At 44.5% G+C, this 17,529-nt stretch carries 13 protein-coding genes and 8 tRNA genes; 15 read left to right on the plus strand and 6 right to left on the minus strand.

Annotation, left to right across the window (positions count from 1 at the left end; genetic code table 11):
* Positions 1-20: 20 nt before the first annotated feature.
* Together MHN00_RS07315 and MHN00_RS07320 are read left to right on the plus strand one after the other, a co-directional pair.
* Entirely contained in the window at positions 21-1,643 is a 1,623-nt protein-coding gene (locus tag MHN00_RS07315) for a methyl-accepting chemotaxis protein (protein WP_014950156.1), read from the plus strand.
* A gap of 109 nt (positions 1,644-1,752) precedes the next feature.
* On the plus strand, positions 1,753-2,655 hold the full coding sequence (locus tag MHN00_RS07320) for a histone deacetylase (RefSeq protein ID WP_110289231.1): 903 nt from the start codon (positions 1,753-1,755) through the stop codon (positions 2,653-2,655).
* Positions 2,656-2,736: 81 nt separating this feature from the next.
* Here the strand turns inward: MHN00_RS07320 and MHN00_RS07325 are convergent, their stop codons facing one another.
* The 6 genes from MHN00_RS07325 to folD form a co-directional block, all read right to left on the minus strand.
* A complete protein-coding gene (locus MHN00_RS07325) occupies positions 2,737-3,753 on the minus strand; it encodes a phospholipase A (RefSeq protein WP_075177065.1) in 1,017 nt (338 codons plus the stop codon).
* Between the two features lie 35 nt (positions 3,754-3,788).
* Positions 3,789-4,631 (minus strand): MBL fold metallo-hydrolase, encoded by an 843-nt coding sequence (locus tag MHN00_RS07330; protein ID WP_239300796.1) that lies wholly within the window; start codon positions 4,629-4,631, stop codon positions 3,789-3,791.
* Positions 4,632-4,668: 37 nt separating this feature from the next.
* Positions 4,669-6,387 carry a proline--tRNA ligase gene (locus MHN00_RS07335; RefSeq protein ID WP_239300798.1) on the minus strand — a complete coding sequence of 573 codons (1,719 nt, stop codon included), beginning with the start codon at positions 6,385-6,387 and terminating at the stop codon, positions 4,669-4,671.
* A gap of 182 nt (positions 6,388-6,569) precedes the next feature.
* Positions 6,570-7,289: a tRNA (N6-threonylcarbamoyladenosine(37)-N6)-methyltransferase TrmO gene (gene tsaA / locus MHN00_RS07340; protein ID WP_239300800.1), complete on the minus strand. Its 720-nt coding sequence runs from the start codon at positions 7,287-7,289 to the stop codon at positions 6,570-6,572.
* Between the two features lie 237 nt (positions 7,290-7,526).
* Positions 7,527-8,105: a DUF1415 domain-containing protein gene (locus MHN00_RS07345; protein WP_039228338.1), complete on the minus strand. Its 579-nt coding sequence runs from the start codon at positions 8,103-8,105 to the stop codon at positions 7,527-7,529.
* Positions 8,106-8,211: 106 nt separating this feature from the next.
* The gene (gene folD / locus MHN00_RS07350; RefSeq protein WP_014950149.1) at positions 8,212-9,066 is read right to left on the minus strand and encodes a bifunctional methylenetetrahydrofolate dehydrogenase/methenyltetrahydrofolate cyclohydrolase FolD; all 855 of its coding nucleotides are present in this window, start codon (positions 9,064-9,066) and stop codon (positions 8,212-8,214) included.
* A 345-nt stretch (positions 9,067-9,411) separates the two neighbouring features.
* Here folD and MHN00_RS07355 point away from each other — a divergent pair.
* From MHN00_RS07355 to hupB, 13 genes are all read left to right on the plus strand, one after another.
* A tRNA-Pro gene (locus MHN00_RS07355) sits at positions 9,412-9,488 on the plus strand.
* 24 nt (positions 9,489-9,512) lie between these two features.
* Positions 9,513-9,589: transfer RNA gene (locus MHN00_RS07360), tRNA-Arg, on the plus strand.
* Between the two features lie 88 nt (positions 9,590-9,677).
* A tRNA-His gene (locus tag MHN00_RS07365) sits at positions 9,678-9,753 on the plus strand.
* 7 nt (positions 9,754-9,760) lie between these two features.
* Positions 9,761-9,845: transfer RNA gene (locus MHN00_RS07370), tRNA-Leu, on the plus strand.
* Between the two features lie 42 nt (positions 9,846-9,887).
* Positions 9,888-9,964 (plus strand) — tRNA-Pro (locus MHN00_RS07375).
* Between the two features lie 169 nt (positions 9,965-10,133).
* Positions 10,134-10,209, plus strand: a tRNA-His gene (locus MHN00_RS07380).
* A 7-nt stretch (positions 10,210-10,216) separates the two neighbouring features.
* Positions 10,217-10,301 (plus strand) — tRNA-Leu (locus MHN00_RS07385).
* A 42-nt stretch (positions 10,302-10,343) separates the two neighbouring features.
* Positions 10,344-10,420: transfer RNA gene (locus tag MHN00_RS07390), tRNA-Pro, on the plus strand.
* Positions 10,421-10,766: 346 nt separating this feature from the next.
* A complete protein-coding gene (tig, locus tag MHN00_RS07395; protein ID WP_014950148.1) occupies positions 10,767-12,071 on the plus strand; it encodes a trigger factor in 1,305 nt (434 codons plus the stop codon).
* 98 nt (positions 12,072-12,169) lie between these two features.
* Complete coding sequence (gene clpP, locus MHN00_RS07400) at positions 12,170-12,799, plus strand: ATP-dependent Clp endopeptidase proteolytic subunit ClpP (protein ID WP_014950147.1); 630 nt, start codon at positions 12,170-12,172, stop codon at positions 12,797-12,799.
* A 74-nt stretch (positions 12,800-12,873) separates the two neighbouring features.
* Positions 12,874-14,148, plus strand: coding sequence for an ATP-dependent protease ATP-binding subunit ClpX (gene clpX / locus MHN00_RS07405; RefSeq protein ID WP_014950146.1), 1,275 nt, complete (start codon positions 12,874-12,876; stop codon positions 14,146-14,148).
* Between the two features lie 341 nt (positions 14,149-14,489).
* Positions 14,490-16,841, plus strand: a complete 2,352-nt coding sequence (gene lon / locus MHN00_RS07410; protein ID WP_039228334.1) for an endopeptidase La — start codon at positions 14,490-14,492, stop codon at positions 16,839-16,841.
* Positions 16,842-17,163: 322 nt separating this feature from the next.
* A complete protein-coding gene (hupB, locus tag MHN00_RS07415; RefSeq protein ID WP_012518978.1) occupies positions 17,164-17,436 on the plus strand; it encodes a nucleoid-associated protein HU-beta in 273 nt (90 codons plus the stop codon).
* The last annotated feature ends 93 nt before the right edge of the window (positions 17,437-17,529 follow it).

Below are 17,529 nucleotides of genomic sequence, written 5' to 3' on the forward strand. Positions count from 1 at the left end.
TTTATACTAAAGGTTAAGCCGTGTTCAATTACACAAGCATCAGCCGTTTGGTGATGACGCCTGTTCTCGCCAGCTTTTTAATTCTTGTACTATTAAACGGTGCCTCAATTCTGAAGTCTTTCTCGTTACTTAATTCATTCGATGAGCTAGAAAACACCCTTGTTCAGTCAGAACGAGACGTCAATACCACGCTAAGTACTTTCAAAACTCAAGTGCAAGAGTGGAAGAACGTATTGTTGCGTGGCCACAAAAAAGACGACCGAGAAAAATACTGGGAGCGATTCAAGCAGAGAGAGGCCGACATCACTCGCCAGTTTGACCTGATGCTATCAAGTAGTGTGATAAGTGAAAGCGTGAAGTCAGATATCAGGCAATTTCAAAAAGCCCATGCAGTCATGGCCGAGAAATACCGTGAAGGATACGACGCATTTATTAACTCAGGGTTTGATCCAAAGGTTGGAGATAGCTTTGTTCGAGGTATTGATAGAGAGCCTGCTAAGCTCCTCTCAGGTATCGCGGCGGAAATTGCAGCGGATTCAGCGAACGCGATTGCTGAACTTAAAGCCAATACGCGCACTATGCTCTGGATAATTCTACTGGCAGCAATTGCGCTTTCTGTGCTTTCTGTTGCTTATGTGATTGCTCGTTTGCGCTCTCAGGTTATTAAACCAACGAAGCAGGTTGCGGCGTGTATATCTAACTTGGCTCATAGCCGTTACGACTACGCGTTAACGTATTCCAGCGACCATGAATTGGGCATGCTGGCAGAATCTGCCAGGGCATTACAAAACAAATTAAAAGATTCGGTTGCGCAGCTTCAACAAGCGGAGACCGAAATGGAGAAGGCGTTTGGCACCCTCGGTAACGTCAGTCAATCCATTATGGAAGGCGCCAATGGACAACGGGATGCGTCGCGTTCGCTTGATAGCAGTACGGATAAACTTAAAGAGATTGTGCAAAATTTAGTGGCAATCACCGACCAAGTTGCTGTGGCGACAAATAACTCTGAAAAGAACGTGGCAAGTTGTTATGCCACGTTTGAAAGCGCCAATGCAGGCTTTAAGCAACTAGCAAAAACGGTAACCGAATCAAGTAATATCGTGTCAGAACTGCAAAGCCGCAGTACCAATATTCTAAAAGTGGTAAATGTTATTAACGAAATTGCCGATCAGACTAACCTGCTGGCTCTAAACGCAGCAATTGAAGCTGCTAGGGCAGGTGAGCATGGCCGTGGTTTTGCTGTGGTAGCCGACGAGGTTCGAGCACTTGCAGCTAAAACACAGCAGTCGACCAAGGAAATTAACGACATTTTAAGTAGTTTTGAAGCTGAAGCAAAAGGGGCCGTTGCGGCGATGTCGTCAGGCAAGCAACTGTCAGACACAAACGCAGCAGAAGCAGCAACAGCGCTTGAAACACTCAATAACGTGGTGAGGGATATTCAAGAAACGGCCAGCGTAGTTGTGGCGCTTAACGAAGCCGCAGATGAGCAAGAAGCTGTACTTCAGCAGGTGGAAACAATAATCAGTAATGTGGTCACATCATCTGAAAAATATCATCAACTTGCTCAGCGTGATGACATGTCACGCTCAATGAAAAGTATGTCAGAAAATGTTGAAAAGGTGGTGAACAGTTTGACCCGCTAACTGTGCTTTGTCAGTATAAACACGTTAAAAGGGAGTGTTTGAACAATGTTCACGCCCCTTTTCTTTTATCTGTTATAGATGCGCGCGGCCTAAACTAGTATTGATAATAATGACAACACCACTCGTATTTCATCCTATTTATAGCCAGTTAGATCTTCCTGAGCGACACCGATTTCCCATCGAGAAGTACGTAGGTATTCGCGATGAATTGTTAAATCGTGGTGTGGAAGCATCGCGTTTTGTTACTCCATCACCGGTTGATCTTTCTTTTCTCACTGCCTATTACGATCCGGACTATGTTGATGCACTAAGTACTGGCGCATTAGATAGGAAAGCCATGCGCCGCATAGGCTTTCCCTGGTCGCAGCAGCTGATTGAGCGTACCCGTACTGCCGTCGCTGGGACCTGTTTAACAGCCAAGCTAGCGCTAGAGCATGGAAAAGCATTGAATTTAACGGGCGGGTATCATCACGCGTTTGCTGATTTTGGTTCAGGTTTTTGCTTGTTCAACGATTTATATTTGGCAGCGAAAACTATGCAGCAAACCCCGTCCGTTGAAAATGTGCTTATTGTCGATTTAGATGTGCATCAAGGCGATGGCACAGCAAAACTTGCCGAAAACGACCGTGATATTTTTACCTTATCTATTCATGGTGAAAAGAACTTCCCTCACAGAAAGCAGCGTTCCGATATTGATATAGGGCTCGATAAGGGCACCGAAGACGATGAGTATCTAACTACGCTAGAACAAGCGCTAACGATGGTAATGAGACAATTCCAGCCCGATGCCATCATCTATGACGCAGGCGTTGATGTGCATGTAAACGACGACCTTGGTCATTTACATATTTCTACGCAAGGCGTGTACGAGAGAGATACGCAAGTCTTTGCGTTAGCCGAGCGTTTAGGCGTTCCGATTGCTGCGGTAATTGGTGGAGGCTACCAAAGAGATATTGCTGCGCTGGTAGAGGTGCATATTCAGCTTTATCGCGCGGCAGGCGTGATTGATTAGCAAACAGTGATGTCGAAATGAGAAGAGCACGCCATGCAAAAGCGGTTTGGCGTGCCCATCCTGTGTCTACGTGGTTATTTATTACAAAAAGTGCAGCTGAAAACCGATACCAATACGTTCTTGTGAGCGGTTATAATCGATAAGCGAATCGCCATAGCCATTGAAGTATTGAAGCAAGACTTCATAGCGGTCAGAGATAGGGTAGGTGAAGTCTAGCTGGATGCTGCCTCGGTTCTCATCTACGTCGAGGTTATTTCGTAAAAGCGCCAGTACTTTAAACGCGCCAATTTTCCTTCCATAACCAAGTTCCATTCTACCGTAATAGTCTTGTATATCAGGGTTATCGTCGCCGGTAGGATCAAGCGGGTCTGTTTTCTCGTCTTCAGGAATACGGTACCACGTCTTTAGGTAGTAGATATCGTCATCGTCGCTAAAGACAATAGAGGCAAATATACGATTCCAGCTTCGAGAGCGCAGCCCGCTTTGACCGTTAGACATATGATTGAAACCAACTTGAAAGGTATTAAATTTGTAGCCAAGTACGGAATAATCGGCTGTTTCTTGCCAAAAGACTTCTGGTTCGTAATTGGTCTCGCGAAACGGCTTCGACGCTTCACTGTTATAAAGCTGCCAGAAAGAGGTAAGCGTAAAGCCAAAGTAAACACCGTCGAATCCTGTATCTTCCAAATAAAGCGGCAGCTTTGCGCTTACCTGAAATTTGGCTTCTTTATTGTCTATGTTCTCGTTTGTGAGTTCTTCACTGGCCACAGAGCTTGGGTTGGAAACGTAAGTGATTGGAAGTAGATAGTTTTGTCTATGCTGAGTGATAGCAAACACATTATCCAGTGCTTCTTTATCGCCTTCTAATCGGTTATCCAGTGCACTTTCCGTGATGGTGTCACGTTTGATGATATCGATAACTTCAATACCGCTTTCTTCCTGAGACGATTGATTTTCTTCATTTTCAACAGTGCGCTCTTGTTCACTATTTTCTAAAGATGACGCTTGTTCGCTTACCACTTCTTGTGATTGTTGAGCGCACACAGGCGTACAAGCAGCAAATGCTGCTAAAAATACAAAAGGCTTTAACACAGACACCTTTAATTCTCCGTAACGTGGGGTTGTTGTTATGCTTAACTGAAGTCCAGTGCTTGGCCTTCTGAAGATGCAAATACTTGTAGATTAGACTCTGCCACTGTGACGTATACATTACAATGGTTTACAACATCATCTATATCGTCATCAGTCCGTTCTGGATCATGACTATATAAAGCTAATTTTTTTGCGTCACATGCCATTGCTAGTTTCACCGCTTCTTCCGCGACCGAATGACCCCATCCGTTCTTAGCTGGCATGTCAGACAACATGTACTGTGCATCGTGTATTAGCAGATCGGCATTTTGTGCAAATTTTGCGAAATCGATAAAGTCTGTTTCTTTTTTGTAGGGGGGGTAAAGCTCATTATCTGTTATGTAAGCCACCTTTGCGTCATCGGCTTCAATACAATAAGCACTGCCACGACCGGGGTGGTTCATGGCTAAGCGAGTTATGGTTGCGCTTCCTACTGAAAATCGGCTTGTAGACTTGGGAATATCGACAATAGAAATGTTAGCTTTCAGCGCACTTCGGGGGACTGGAAATAACGACCCTTCCATTTGCTTTAAAATTTGATCAGGTTCATCAAGGAGGGTTTGACCCGGGTATATGTTGATTTCGCGTGAAGCCTGATAGATAGGCGCAAAAAAAGGGAAGCCTTGAATATGATCCCAATGGTTGTGGCTCAACAGCAGATTAATGGGTGTATCTTTTTGAATAAGGCGCTCGCCAAGCACGCGAATCCCTGTGCCAGAGTCGAGGATGATATCGGTACCATCCTCAAGCTCAATGTGAACGCATGCAGTATTACCACCATAGCGGACGTAAGCTGCTCCCGGGGTAGGGATTGACCCTCTTACGCCATAAAATGTTAACCGCATACGCCCTCTTTTCTAATCTAATCGGCGAGATCAGGCGCTAGAGTGCGGCTACAAAGTCCTTTGCTGCGCTAATATCTAACAACTGCTTTTCACCAGTACGTCTATTCTTATACTCAACCTGTTGATTATCTAGGTTTCTTTCACCAATAACAATGCTGTGAGGTATGCCAATTAATTCCATATCATTGAACATGACACCCGGACGCTCTTTTCTGTCGTCAAACAACACTTCTACGCCAAGGGCAACAAGCTCTTCATAAAGCGCTTCCGCTGCTTCTTTAATGCGATGAGACTTATGCATATTCATTGGTATTAATGCAATTTTAAACGGTGCAATAGGATCTGGCCACTTTATGCCAAATTTATCGTGGTTTTGCTCGATAGCTGCCGCAACAATTCGAGATACGCCTATACCGTAACAACCCATAGTTAAGGTTTGGTGCTTACCTGATTCGCTTAGTACGCCGCAGTTCATGGCCTCTGAATACTTGCTGCCAAGCTGGAAGATATGACCCACTTCGATGCCGCGTTTAATATCTAGCGTGCCTTTCCCGTCAGGAGATGCATCGCCTGCTACAACGTTGCGAATATCAACGCCAGTAATATCTTCAGACCAGTTTACGTTAATATTTACCTTACCGCCTGCGCCTGCGCCTGTAGTGAAGTCAGCAAGGGCAGCTGCACTGGCGTCAATATAAGCGGGTACAGTCAGGTTGGTTGCATCAGCAAACAATGGTGACACGCCAAGAGTATCTTTTGCTTGTTCAAATGATGCTTCAACAAGCGGGCTTGCAACGCCGTCTAACTTCTCTGCTTTTACATCATTAAGCTCATGATCAGCACGAAGTACAAGGGCTACCCATTTATCAGAAACTACTTCTTCGCCTTTACTGTTTACTTCATTAGCGGCTTTCACTACTACGACTTTGACCGCGTTTGTCACTTCGGCTTCTACGCTTTTTAAGATGGCATTGAAATCTTTGCCTTTGGCATCTTTAGTCTCAACTGCAGCGCCCGATGCGACAGCTTTTTCAGGCGCAACAGCTTCAGCCATTTCAACATTGGCTGCGTAATCACTGTCGCTTGAGAAAGCGATATCGTCTTCACCTGATGCGGCAAGTACGTGGAACTCGTGAGAGTGATTACCACCAATAGAGCCAGAGTCGGCAATGACTGCTCTGAAGTCTAAGCCCATACGGGAGAATATATTGCAGTAAGCGTCGTACATTTTTTGATACGTTTCTTCTAAACAGCTGTCTTCTAAGTGGAAGCTGTACGCATCTTTCATGGTAAATTCACGACCACGCATAATGCCGAAACGGGGGCGCACTTCGTCGCGGAATTTAGTCTGAATTTGGTATAGATTAAGCGGAAGCTGCTTGTAGCTGCTAATTTCATTACGCACAAGCGCGGTAATAACTTCTTCGTGCGTTGGACCTAATACGAAATCACGCTGGTGGCGGTCTTTAATACGAAGTAACTCTGGGCCGTACTCTTCCCATCGTCCAGATTCTTCCCACAAATCTGCGGGCTGAACAACGGGCATTAGCACTTCAATCGCGCCTGCTTTGTTCATTTCTTCACGAACAATATTGGCTACTTTATTAAGTACACGAAGACCAGATGGCAACCATGTGTATAGACCCGAGGCAAGCTTTCTGATCATACCAGCTCTTAGCATAAGCTGGTGGCTGATAACCTCTGCATCTGCAGGTGTTTCTTTCTGCGTGGCAAGCAAATATTGACTAGTGCGCATGTAAAGCAGGTATCCTGTTATAAATGTATTTATGACGGTTAGTGTGATGCTCTTTCGCAAACGGCAATTCGCAAAACAAAACATTGCGAAATGCTTGAACCGAGATAAGGTGTCACACGTTTGGGCGTATTCTAATTAACTGTGAGCTATTTCGCCACAGACTGTTAACACTAATAGTGTAATTATCCTAAATGAACCAGTTCGGTCACCTTAACGGCGGCATCTCTTATTTCAAACCCTACATCAATATCGTATAGCGTCACGCGGTAGGTTTTCTCATCATTTTCAATATGCTGTTTATAGGCTGGGCGAGGGTCTTGGGACAGTACCGCAGTCACCAAGGCAGAAAAAACACGGTGCTTTTTCTCTATTTCAGCAAGCGTGGGCTGGATTGTATCGGCGAATGATACGTCGCGATTGGGTATGGGGTTAATGTCATCAAGATTATCGCTGGCGCTAGGAACACTATCAGCGTACGCGATATAGGGCTTGATATCGACAAGTGGTGTGCCGTCGACTAAATCTACCCCTTCAACCACTAACTGTGTCTGTCCATTACTGCTAACCACACCTTTGTTTTTCACCACAGACATGCCAATCCCATTAGGTCGGTGGGTACTGCGACTTGCCAATACGCCCATAGTTGCATTACCACCTAGACGAGGGGCTTTTACCGTATTTTTCCAACCGCGTTCAATGTTCTGGTGAAAGATAAAAAGCAGCCACAGGTGACTGTAATTCTCTATCCCTTTAAGCAAACTGATATCGTTAAAGCCTTCTTCGAAGGTAATAACACCTTCGGCGTTAGCCAAGTTGGGCTGTCTTGGAATAGCAAACTTTTGCTTGAAAGGCGTAGCGACGGTCGCTATCGCCTCGAGAGAAAATGAATTGTGGGTATTCACGTTTTAGCCCTAACGAAGTCAAAATGTGTAACGTTGTCATATTACTCACATAATTTGCAGGTAAAGTGACGTTTCAAGTGAAAGCTTGAGCCAAATAAACATCCTGCTTGTTATAAGGAGCTGCTTATTTGGGTTCCCTGGAGTAATCCAATACTTTAGGCCTGCTCGCATCACGAGCTTATTCTCTTTTTAGTGCGTGTTTTTTACATTGCACAAAAAAGGTAAGCTTCCCGTGTTTTATCGAGCGGGCTTATCTTTTTTAAGCGTGTCTAATACGCCCTCAAAATAAGGGCACCCAAGCGTCCGTGCTTTTTCAATGTTATGGCTGAATATCTTTTCGGCATCTTCTTCTTTCTTCATGTAGCGTGTGATATCAGCTTCACGAATCAAATGCAAAAGCGGGTAGGGTGAACGATTGGTATAGTTTTCAGCATCGTCTACGTCGCTACCGTCGAATACATAATTGGGGTGGAAGCTGGCAAGTTGATAAGTGCCGCTGTATCCCCAGTCGTGCAGCATATTATCGCTGATAGCCAATACATCGAGATATTCGTTGAAATCAGCAAGGGTTGAATGCGTGAGTGCAATTAGTGTTGTAGCGGTGGTGTCATTCTCTTCTAAATGCCGCAACTCATCGTATAGCGATTGAACGACATTTCCCGCATTGCCCTCAATTACCACACACCGAATTTGGTGAGGTGTTCTTACATAGCGCGCAAAGGGACAAAAGTTATGCTTTATCACAATGTCGTCAACCCATTTAAGCGTTGCATCAATTACGTGCTGTTCCCATAAAGGAGATGTTGGTTCTGCCATAAAAGGTGTAGGTCAGTTTGAGTCTGTGTTCAACTTGAGGGGGAGTATAAAACAAAAAGGCAGAAATTTAATTTCTGCCTAACATTTTGGTTGAACTATTTGTGCTTTAAGAATGATATTTTACGTAAGCTTCCAGCGTATTCTCTATCAAACTGGCTACTGTCATCGGCCCAACACCGCCTGGAACGGGGGTTATCCAGCCTGCGCGCTCTTTCGCTTTTTCGAAATCAACATCGCCAACAAGTGAACCATCATTAACGCGATTAATACCTACATCAATGACAATCGCGCCCTGCTTTACCCAGTCACCAGGAATAAAGTTCGGTTTACCTACCGCGACTACCAGTAGGTCTGCACGTTGAACGTGACTTTTAAGGTCTTGAGTAAACTTATGACAGGTAGTAACGGTGCAGCCTGCTAAAAGCAGTTCCAGGCTCATAGGGCGTCCCACAATGTTCGACGCACCTACAATGACCGCGTCTAAGCCTTTTACAGGGCGCTTGGTTGACTCTATCATGGTCATGATGCCTTTTGGCGTGCAGGGACGTAGTGCAGGAATACGCTGTGCAAGGCGGCCAATGTTGTATGGATGAAATCCGTCGACATCTTTATGAGGGTGAATACGTTCAAGTACCTTTTCTGCATTTAACCCTGCAGGTAAAGGAAGCTGTACCAGAATTCCGTCTATCTCTTTATCTTCGTTTAGCTCGTCCACTAAATTTAGCAAGGTCTCTTCTGTAGTATCAGAAGGAAGGTCGAAAGAGCGAGAAACGAACCCCACTTCTTCGCACGCTTTACGTTTATTGGAAACATAAACTTGAGAAGCTGCATCACTGCCAACAAGGACAACGGCTAGGCCTGGTTGTCTTTTACCTGCTTGCGTAAGCGATTCAACATAGGAGGTTACGTGTTGGCGAACTTGTTTGGCAATTAGTTTGCCGTCAATAAGATGGGCGGTCATAGTCTTGTACGATTCTTATATGGTTGGGTGGTCAACAAGTGCCCTATATTGTTTCATAAAATAGGACTAATACTCTAGTAGTTATTATTCTGCAATTATTCGCCACAAATGTTCAACGTAAACAACCGTTAATGGAAAGCCTGATGCTTACCCTTAAAAGAAGCGCAAACCTAGGCTAAAAACAGGTAAATACAAGAGTAATTGTTCAAAAAAACGTGAGAATGGATGCTTTGTGAGCGGTTGATGATTTTATTTAAAAAAGTGTTTGACGAGGTGGGGGGATGTCAGTAATATTCGCACCCCGTAACGGCACAGAGGCTAATGCTTCAAGGTCGGTACGACAGTCGGTGAGTGGCGCAGCTTGGTAGCGCACTTGTTTTGGGTACAAGGGGTCGCAGGTTCAAATCCTGTCTCACCGACCACTTTTTGCAGCGAAGATTCGCCAAGCGCCCGTAGCTCAGCTGGATAGAGCAACGGCCTTCTAAGCCGTGGGTCGCAGGTTCGAATCCTGCCGGGCGCGCCATGCGAGTCAGGTAGGTCCTGATAGCAAGGCTGAATTTTCGTATTTACACTGCTAAAATAAAGCGTGTAAATTGCAAACACACCCTATGGTGGGCGTAGCTCAGTTGGTAGAGCCCCGGATTGTGATTCCGGTTGTCGTGGGTTCAAGTCCCATCGTCCACCCCACTTTTTCGCGGAAGTGGTGGAATTGGTAGACACGCTGGATTTAGGTTCCAGTGCTTCACGGCGTGAGAGTTCAAGTCTCTCCTTCCGCACCATATTTTCAAGCTTTATCAAAAGCTTAATGTAAGCATTCCAGTCGGTGAGTGGCGCAGCTTGGTAGCGCACTTGTTTTGGGTACAAGGGGTCGCAGGTTCAAATCCTGTCTCACCGACCATTTATGCTTTCTTCGATTCAGTAAATACTTCTAGCTAAGAGTGATAAATCATCTGTGGGCTAGGGTATGAGTCGACTTTAACTATCGAGTAGCTATGTAAGATCCTGACAGCTCGGTAGGCGCTTATGTGTTTATCAATTCACACATAAGACTGAACAGGATTACTGTGGTGGGCGTAGCTCAGTTGGTAGAGCCCCGGATTGTGATTCCGGTTGTCGTGGGTTCAAGTCCCATCGTCCACCCCACTTTTTCGCGGAAGTGGTGGAATTGGTAGACACGCTGGATTTAGGTTCCAGTGCTTCACGGCGTGAGAGTTCAAGTCTCTCCTTCCGCACCATATTTAAAGCTCTCGCAGGGCTTTTCAAAAAGATATATCTGTCGGTGAGTGGCGCAGCTTGGTAGCGCACTTGTTTTGGGTACAAGGGGTCGCAGGTTCAAATCCTGTCTCACCGACCATTATCTTTCTCTCCTCTTTATTCATTGCTCAATAAATTCGCATAGATTCCGTCTTTTTCGCTATTTAGGCTATTAGTTTCGCTATTTGGTCAAAATGCGTTCAAATGGTTGTTACAAACTTGTGTTTGCCTCTCGACTCTTGTGGTATGCGGCTGTATACTACCGCGTCTTTTTTTAACCAGTACGTTTGTTTCAGGTTGGCTTTTTGACACAATTTCGTGTCCTAACTTTGATTTTATAAACGTCGAATAACGACCTCTACCCCGGAGTGATATGCAACTCTTGCATGACGGGAGAGGGGATTGAGAACAAAACGCCTGTAAAGGCGTATAGTTGAGGTAACATAATGCAAGTTTCAGTCGAGACGACCCAGGGTTTAGAACGCCGTCTTACTATCACCGTTCCAGCTGACACGGTTGATTCAGCAGTTAAGTCACGTCTACAGCAATTGGCGAAAACACAACGCATCAACGGCTTCCGTCCAGGTAAAGTTCCTGTAAACGTAATCAAAAAGCGTTTCGGCCAAGCTGTTCGCCAAGAAGTTGCTGGCGATGTTATGCAGCAAAACTTCTACCAAGCAGTGATTCAAGAAAAAATTCAGCCTGCTGGTATGCCGAAGTTTGAACTGACTAAAGACGAAGACGGTCAGGACCTAGAATTCACAGCATCTTTCGAAGTTTACCCAGAAGTAGAAGTGAAAGGTGTTAGCGATATCGAAATCGAAAAGCCAGTAGTAGAAATTACTGACGAAGATCTAGATAACATGATGGAAACACTTCAGAAGCAGCACGCAACTTGGAAAGAAGTTAAGCGTAAAGCGAAGAAAGACGACAAAGTTATCATCGACTTCGTTGGTTCTATCGACGGTGAAGAGTTTGAAGGTGGTAAAGCAGAAGACTTCGCTCTTGAGCTAGGTAAAGATCGCATGATCCCTGGTTTCGAAAAGCCACTTGTTGGCGCGAAAGCGGGTGAAGAAGTGACTATCGAAGTAACTTTCCCTGAAGACTACCACGCAGAAAACCTAAAAGGTAAAGATGCAGTTTTCCAAACTACCGTTAAGAAAGTAGAAGGCCTAAACCTTCCAAAAGTTGACGAAGAGTTTGCTAAACTATTCGGTGTTGAAGAAGGCGGTGTTGACGCACTTAAAGCAGAAGTTCGTAAGAACATGCAGCGTGAACTAAACCAGACGCTAAAAGCGCAAGTTAAAGAAGACGTTATTGCTAAGCTAGTTGAAGCTAACGAGATTGATATTCCTCAAGCGCTTATCGATCAAGAAGTGAATGCACTTCGCGAGCAAGCTAAGCAACGTTTCAGCCAGCAAGGCGGTGGTCAGAACCTTCCAGACCTACCAGCTGAATTGTTTACTGACAACGCTAAACGTCGCGTATCTATTGGTCTTCTTCTAGGTGAAGTGATCAAGCAGAACGAACTTAAAGCAGACGAAGCTAAAGTTAACGAGATGATCGAAACTGCTGCTTCAGCGTATGAAGATCCGCAAGAAGTTGTTGATTACTACAACAACAACCAAGAGCTTATGCAACAAATGCAGAACGTTGCACTAGAAGAACAAGCTATTGAGTGGGTTCTTGAGCAAGCAAAAGTTACCGAAGTAACTAAAGCTTTTGACGAGGTTATGAACAAACAGGCGTAATTTTTTACTGTCTGATTGACATTACTTGTCAGCAACTGCTTAAATGCTCGGAGCCTTCCGAGCATTTTTGTTTTTAACGCTAGATAATCAAGGTAGCTATGACTAATACCCCGTTTGACCCAATGAATGCACTTGTTCCTATGGTTGTTGAGCAAACCTCTAAAGGTGAGCGCTCATACGACATTTATTCTCGCCTATTGAAAGAAAACGTAATTTTCTTGGTAGGACAAGTTGAAGATCACATGGCCAACCTCATCGTTGCTCAAATGTTGTTCTTAGAAGCTGAAAACCCAGAGAAAGATATTTTCTTATACATTAACTCACCAGGCGGTTCGGTAACTGCTGGCATGGCAATTTACGATACGATGAAGTTTATCAAGCCAGACGTGAGTACAGTATGTATGGGCCAAGCTGCAAGCATGGGCGCATTTCTACTATCTGCAGGAGCAAAAGGTAAGCGCTACTGTCTACCTAACTCGCGCGTAATGATTCACCAACCGCTTGGTGGCTTCCAAGGTCAGGCATCTGATTTTGAAATACACGCGAAAGAAATTCTGTCTATTAAAGAGAAATTGAATCGCCTTATGGCGGACCATACTGGTCAAGACTATGAAAAAGTCGCGCGTGACACAGACCGTGATAACTTCTTGAGTGCAACTGAGGCAAAAGAATATGGCCTTGTTGACCAAGTTTTAGCAAATCGATCTGACGTAGCCGCAACTAAGTAGTATAGTTATAGTAGACCTGAGCCAGTGCATAGCACGTTTTGGTTTTCGGCTCAGGCAAGGCAGAGGCAAAAGTAATGAGTGATAAGCAAAGCGGTGACGGTGATAATAAGCTACTGTACTGTTCGTTTTGTGGCAAAAGCCAACACGAAGTAAGAAAGTTAATAGCAGGCCCGTCGGTATTCATTTGCGACGAGTGTGTTGAGTTATGTAACGATATCATTCGCGAAGAAATTAAGGAAATCGCGCCTAAGCAAAAGCAGGACGCTTTACCTAAACCAAGTGAAATTCATGCTCACCTAGACGATTACGTTATCGGGCAAGAACATGCAAAGAAGGTATTATCAGTAGCGGTATATAACCACTACAAGCGCTTGCGCAATGGCGACGTTCACGAAGGCGTAGAACTTGGCAAAAGTAATATTTTGCTAATAGGACCTACCGGTAGTGGTAAAACGCTGCTAGCGGAAACCCTAGCGCGCCTGCTTGATGTTCCGTTCACCATGGCTGACGCAACCACGCTAACTGAAGCTGGCTACGTGGGCGAAGACGTTGAGAACATCATCCAGAAGTTACTGCAGAAGTGCGACTACGACGTAGAGAAAGCGCAGCGCGGAATTGTTTACATCGATGAAATTGATAAGATTTCTCGTAAGTCAGACAACCCATCTATCACTCGTGACGTTTCGGGTGAAGGTGTACAGCAGGCGCTTCTAAAGCTGATTGAGGGTACGGTTGCGTCTGTTCCTCCGCAAGGTGGACGTAAGCACCCACAGCAGGAATTCCTGCAGGTTGATACCTCTAAGATATTGTTCATCTGTGGTGGTGCGTTTGCTGGTCTTGATAAAGTTATTGAGCAACGCGCACAAAAAGACACGGGTATTGGATTTGGTGCTACGGTTAAGTCGAAAGACAACAGCAAACAAATCAGTGAACTGTTTAAGCAAGTTGAGCCTGAAGACTTAGTGAAATATGGGTTGATTCCAGAGTTCATTGGACGTCTACCGGTAGTAACAAGCCTTGAAGAGTTGAATGAAGAAGCACTAATTCAAATTCTACGCGAGCCTAAGAATGCAATCACCAAGCAATATGGTGCATTGTTCTCGATGGAAGATGTAGAGCTAGAGTTCCGTGACGATGCACTTAATGCTATTGCTAAAAAGGCAATGGATCGTAAGACAGGCGCACGTGGTCTTCGCTCAATCGTTGAAGCGGTTTTGCTTGATACTATGTACGACCTTCCTTCAATGGAAGACGTGAGCAAAGTTGTTATTGATGAAACCGTTATTCGCGGTGAATCAAAACCTATCTTGATTTACGACAGCAACGAAAAGAAAGCCGCCTCTGAATAGATGCTGGTTTTGTGAAAAAAGGCCCTTTAGGGCCTTTTTTTGTTTTTAACAGCCAAGGTTTCAGATCTCGCAGTCTAATCTGATCTACGTTTAACCAAAGGGTATACCTTGAAAGTGGATGATATTTGAGCGGTTAAAACAAATCTCGCTATCCTTTCTACTAGATTTTTGAGTTTAGTATTGCCATTCGAGGCAAAATCGATAATGGTTATACTAAGGTCAACAGGCCCTAGAGCAGGGAAGGTAAGGTTAAGGAATTAACGCACTTTAATAAGTTTCGATTGAACTTTGCTCTTGCATCCCCATATAAAAATGACATTTCAAACTAATTGAGAACAAGTATGACAGTTGAGCGTGAAAATCGCATTGAAATTCCTGTGCTTGCCTTGCGGGACGTGGTTGTTTACCCGCATATGGTCATACCCCTATTTGTTGGGCGTGAGAAATCAATTCGTTGTCTAGAAGCGGCAATGGATAATGACAAACAAATTTTTCTAGTAGCACAAAAAGACGCTGGCGTAGATGAGCCTGAAGCGGACGACATCTATACCGTCGGTACTATTGCTACTATCCTACAACTTCTAAAGCTACCCGACGGTACGGTTAAAGTGCTGGTAGAAGGTAGTGTACGCGGTGAAATTGAAAGCTATAAGCAATCAGAGCCGTTCTTTGTTGCTAATGTAGACAAACTAACTGATGAAGAGATTGATGAGAGCGAACAAGAAGTGCTTATTCGCTCTGCGGTTTCTCAGTTTGAAGGCTATGTAAAGCTAAACAAAAAAATTCCACCAGAAGTACTGACATCACTAAATGGCATTGAAGATGCGCCTCGTTTAGCCGACACCATGGCTGCACATATGCCTCTTAAGCTTACTGAAAAGCAAAAAGTGTTAGAGATGCAGGGCGTTAATGAGCGTCTTGAATATCTGATGGCGCTGATGGAAGGCGAAATTGATTTGCTGCAGGTCGAAAAGAAAATTCGTACCCGCGTTAAAAAGCAAATGGAAAAGAGCCAGCGCGAGTACTACTTGAATGAGCAGATGAAGGCCATTCAGAAGGAGTTGGGTGAACTGGATGACGCACCTGATGAATTTGAAGCCTTATCTAAAAAGATAGCCGACGCTAAAATGCCTAAAGAAGCGGAAGATAAAGCGAAAGCTGAACTTCAAAAGCTTAAGATGATGTCACCAATGTCTGCAGAAGCTACCGTGCTTCGAAGCTACATTGAATGGCTGACTAACGTGCCGTGGAACAAGCGCTCGCCGGTTAAGAAAGATCTTTCCCGCGCAGAAGGTGTGCTTAACGAAGATCACTACGGCCTTGAGAAAGTGAAAGAGCGCATTCTTGAGTATTTAGCCGTTCAGCAGCGTGTTAAGAAGCTAAAAGGCCCAATTCTGTGTCTTGTTGGTCCTCCAGGTGTCGGTAAAACTTCATTAGGCCAGTCGATAGCTAAAGCGACAGGTCGCAAATATGTGCGTATGGCATTAGGTGGCGTACGTGACGAAGCTGAAATCCGTGGTCACCGTCGTACTTATATTGGTTCATTGCCAGGTAAGCTAGTTCAAAAAATGGCGAAAGTAGGGGTTAAAAACCCGCTCTTCTTACTTGATGAAATCGATAAGATGTCATCAGATATGCGAGGCGACCCAGCGTCAGCGCTGCTTGAAGTACTAGATCCAGAGCAAAACAATAGCTTTAGTGATCATTATCTGGAAGTCGACTACGACCTGTCAGACGTTATGTTCGTAGCCACCTCTAATAGCATGAATATTCCAGGCCCATTACTTGACCGTATGGAAGTGATTCGTCTATCTGGCTACACAGAAGATGAAAAACTCAACATTGCAAAGAACCATTTAATTGGTAAGCAAATGGAACGCAATGGGCTTAAAGCGAAGGAGTTGGAAATTACCGATTCTGCCGTTATCGGTATGATTCGATACTATACCCGTGAAGCCGGGGTTCGTAGCTTAGAGCGCGAAGTGTCGAAAGTATGCCGTAAAGCCGTGAAAGATATTTTGCTTAAGAAAAGCAAAGACAAAGTAGTCGTAACACAGGATAACCTTAAGGACTATCTTGGCGTTCAACGCTTTGACTACGGTAAAGCGGACAAAGACAATCAAATTGGCCAAGTTACAGGACTTGCCTGGACGCAGGTAGGTGGTGACTTACTGACCATTGAAACAACGTCGGTTCCCGGCAAAGGCAAAATGACATCAACGGGTTCTTTAGGTGATGTCATGCAAGAGTCTATTAAGGCTGCTATGACGGTGGTAAGAAGTCGTGCAGAAAAGCTTCGCATAAACGATGACTTCTACGAGAAACGTGATATTCACGTGCACGTACCTGAAGGTGCTACGCCGAAAGATGGCCCTAGCGCAGGTATTGCTATGTGCACTGCACTTGTCTCGTCACTCACGGGTAACCCTGTGAAGTGCGATGTAGCTATGACCGGTGAAATCACCCTACGTGGTGAGGTGCTTGCTATTGGTGGACTTAAAGAAAAACTATTAGCTGCGCATCGAGGCGGCATTAAAACTGTCGTTATTCCAAAAGATAACGAGCGTGATTTGGAAGAAATTCCAGACAACGTGAAGAAAGATTTATCAATCCATCCGGTTAAGTGGATTGATGAAGTTCTTGATATTGCACTGCAGGAACCTGTAGAAAGCGTCAAGGTGGTTAAAAAATAACTTAATCGACTGGCTACAATCCTTTGTTTTTAAAGGCGTGTAGCCGTTTTTTTGCTATAAAATTGCAATAATTGAACAAAAAATGTGCATTGAGCGAAAGAAAACCTGATTTTTTTAAAATTAGGGCTTTCAAGTCGCAAAAGTTGTGTTACCTTTAAGTGGTATTCGCTTGAAGCCTTGCCACAAAAGGGATTGCAGCGATTCATTAATAAAGTTAATTATTTGTGACTGAAGCTTGATGTTAACAATCAAGCTTGCTATAACGTTCAAGCAAAATCGTTTTGGACAAACAGTATAATAACAATCGAAGGGGATCATAATTGTGAACAAGTCTCAACTTATCGACCAAATCGCTGCTGGTGCAGACATTTCTAAAGCAGCTGCTGGCCGCGCTCTTGACGCATTCACTGACTCAGTAACTGCGGCGCTAAAAGACGGCGACCAAGTTGCACTAGTAGGCTTTGGTACTTTCTCAGTTCGCGAACGTTCAGCTCGCAGTGGCCGTAACCCACAAACTGGTGAGACTATTCAGATTTCAGCAGCGAAAGTTCCATCTTTCAAAGCTGGTAAAGCACTGAAAGACGCTTGTAACTAAGCACAAAAATTATAGAAAAAGGCGATGGCTAGTCCATCGCCTTTTTTATTTCTAAAACAGAGAATTCAATATTGGGGTCAGAGTAATGACTCT

Source organism: Alteromonas sp. Cnat2-8 (assembly GCF_022348355.1).
Taxonomy (GTDB): domain Bacteria; phylum Pseudomonadota; class Gammaproteobacteria; order Enterobacterales; family Alteromonadaceae; genus Alteromonas; species Alteromonas macleodii.

Excerpts from the sequence above, each read along its gene's own strand:
- folD (WP_014950149.1), bottom strand. The coding sequence starts at position 9,066 with ATGACCGCCCATCTTATTGACGGCAAACTAATTGCCAAACAAGTTCGC.
- clpX (WP_014950146.1), top strand. The coding sequence starts at position 12,874 with ATGAGTGATAAGCAAAGCGGTGACGGTGATAATAAGCTACTGTACTGT.
- clpP (WP_014950147.1), top strand. The coding sequence starts at position 12,170 with ATGACTAATACCCCGTTTGACCCAATGAATGCACTTGTTCCTATGGTT.
- MHN00_RS07345 (WP_039228338.1), bottom strand. The coding sequence starts at position 8,105 with ATGGCAGAACCAACATCTCCTTTATGGGAACAGCACGTAATTGATGCA.
- MHN00_RS07320 (WP_110289231.1), top strand. The coding sequence starts at position 1,753 with ATGACAACACCACTCGTATTTCATCCTATTTATAGCCAGTTAGATCTT.
- MHN00_RS07335 (WP_239300798.1), bottom strand. The coding sequence starts at position 6,387 with ATGCGCACTAGTCAATATTTGCTTGCCACGCAGAAAGAAACACCTGCA.
- tig (WP_014950148.1), top strand. The coding sequence starts at position 10,767 with ATGCAAGTTTCAGTCGAGACGACCCAGGGTTTAGAACGCCGTCTTACT.
- MHN00_RS07330 (WP_239300796.1), bottom strand. The coding sequence starts at position 4,631 with ATGCGGTTAACATTTTATGGCGTAAGAGGGTCAATCCCTACCCCGGGA.
- lon (WP_039228334.1), top strand. The coding sequence starts at position 14,490 with ATGACAGTTGAGCGTGAAAATCGCATTGAAATTCCTGTGCTTGCCTTG.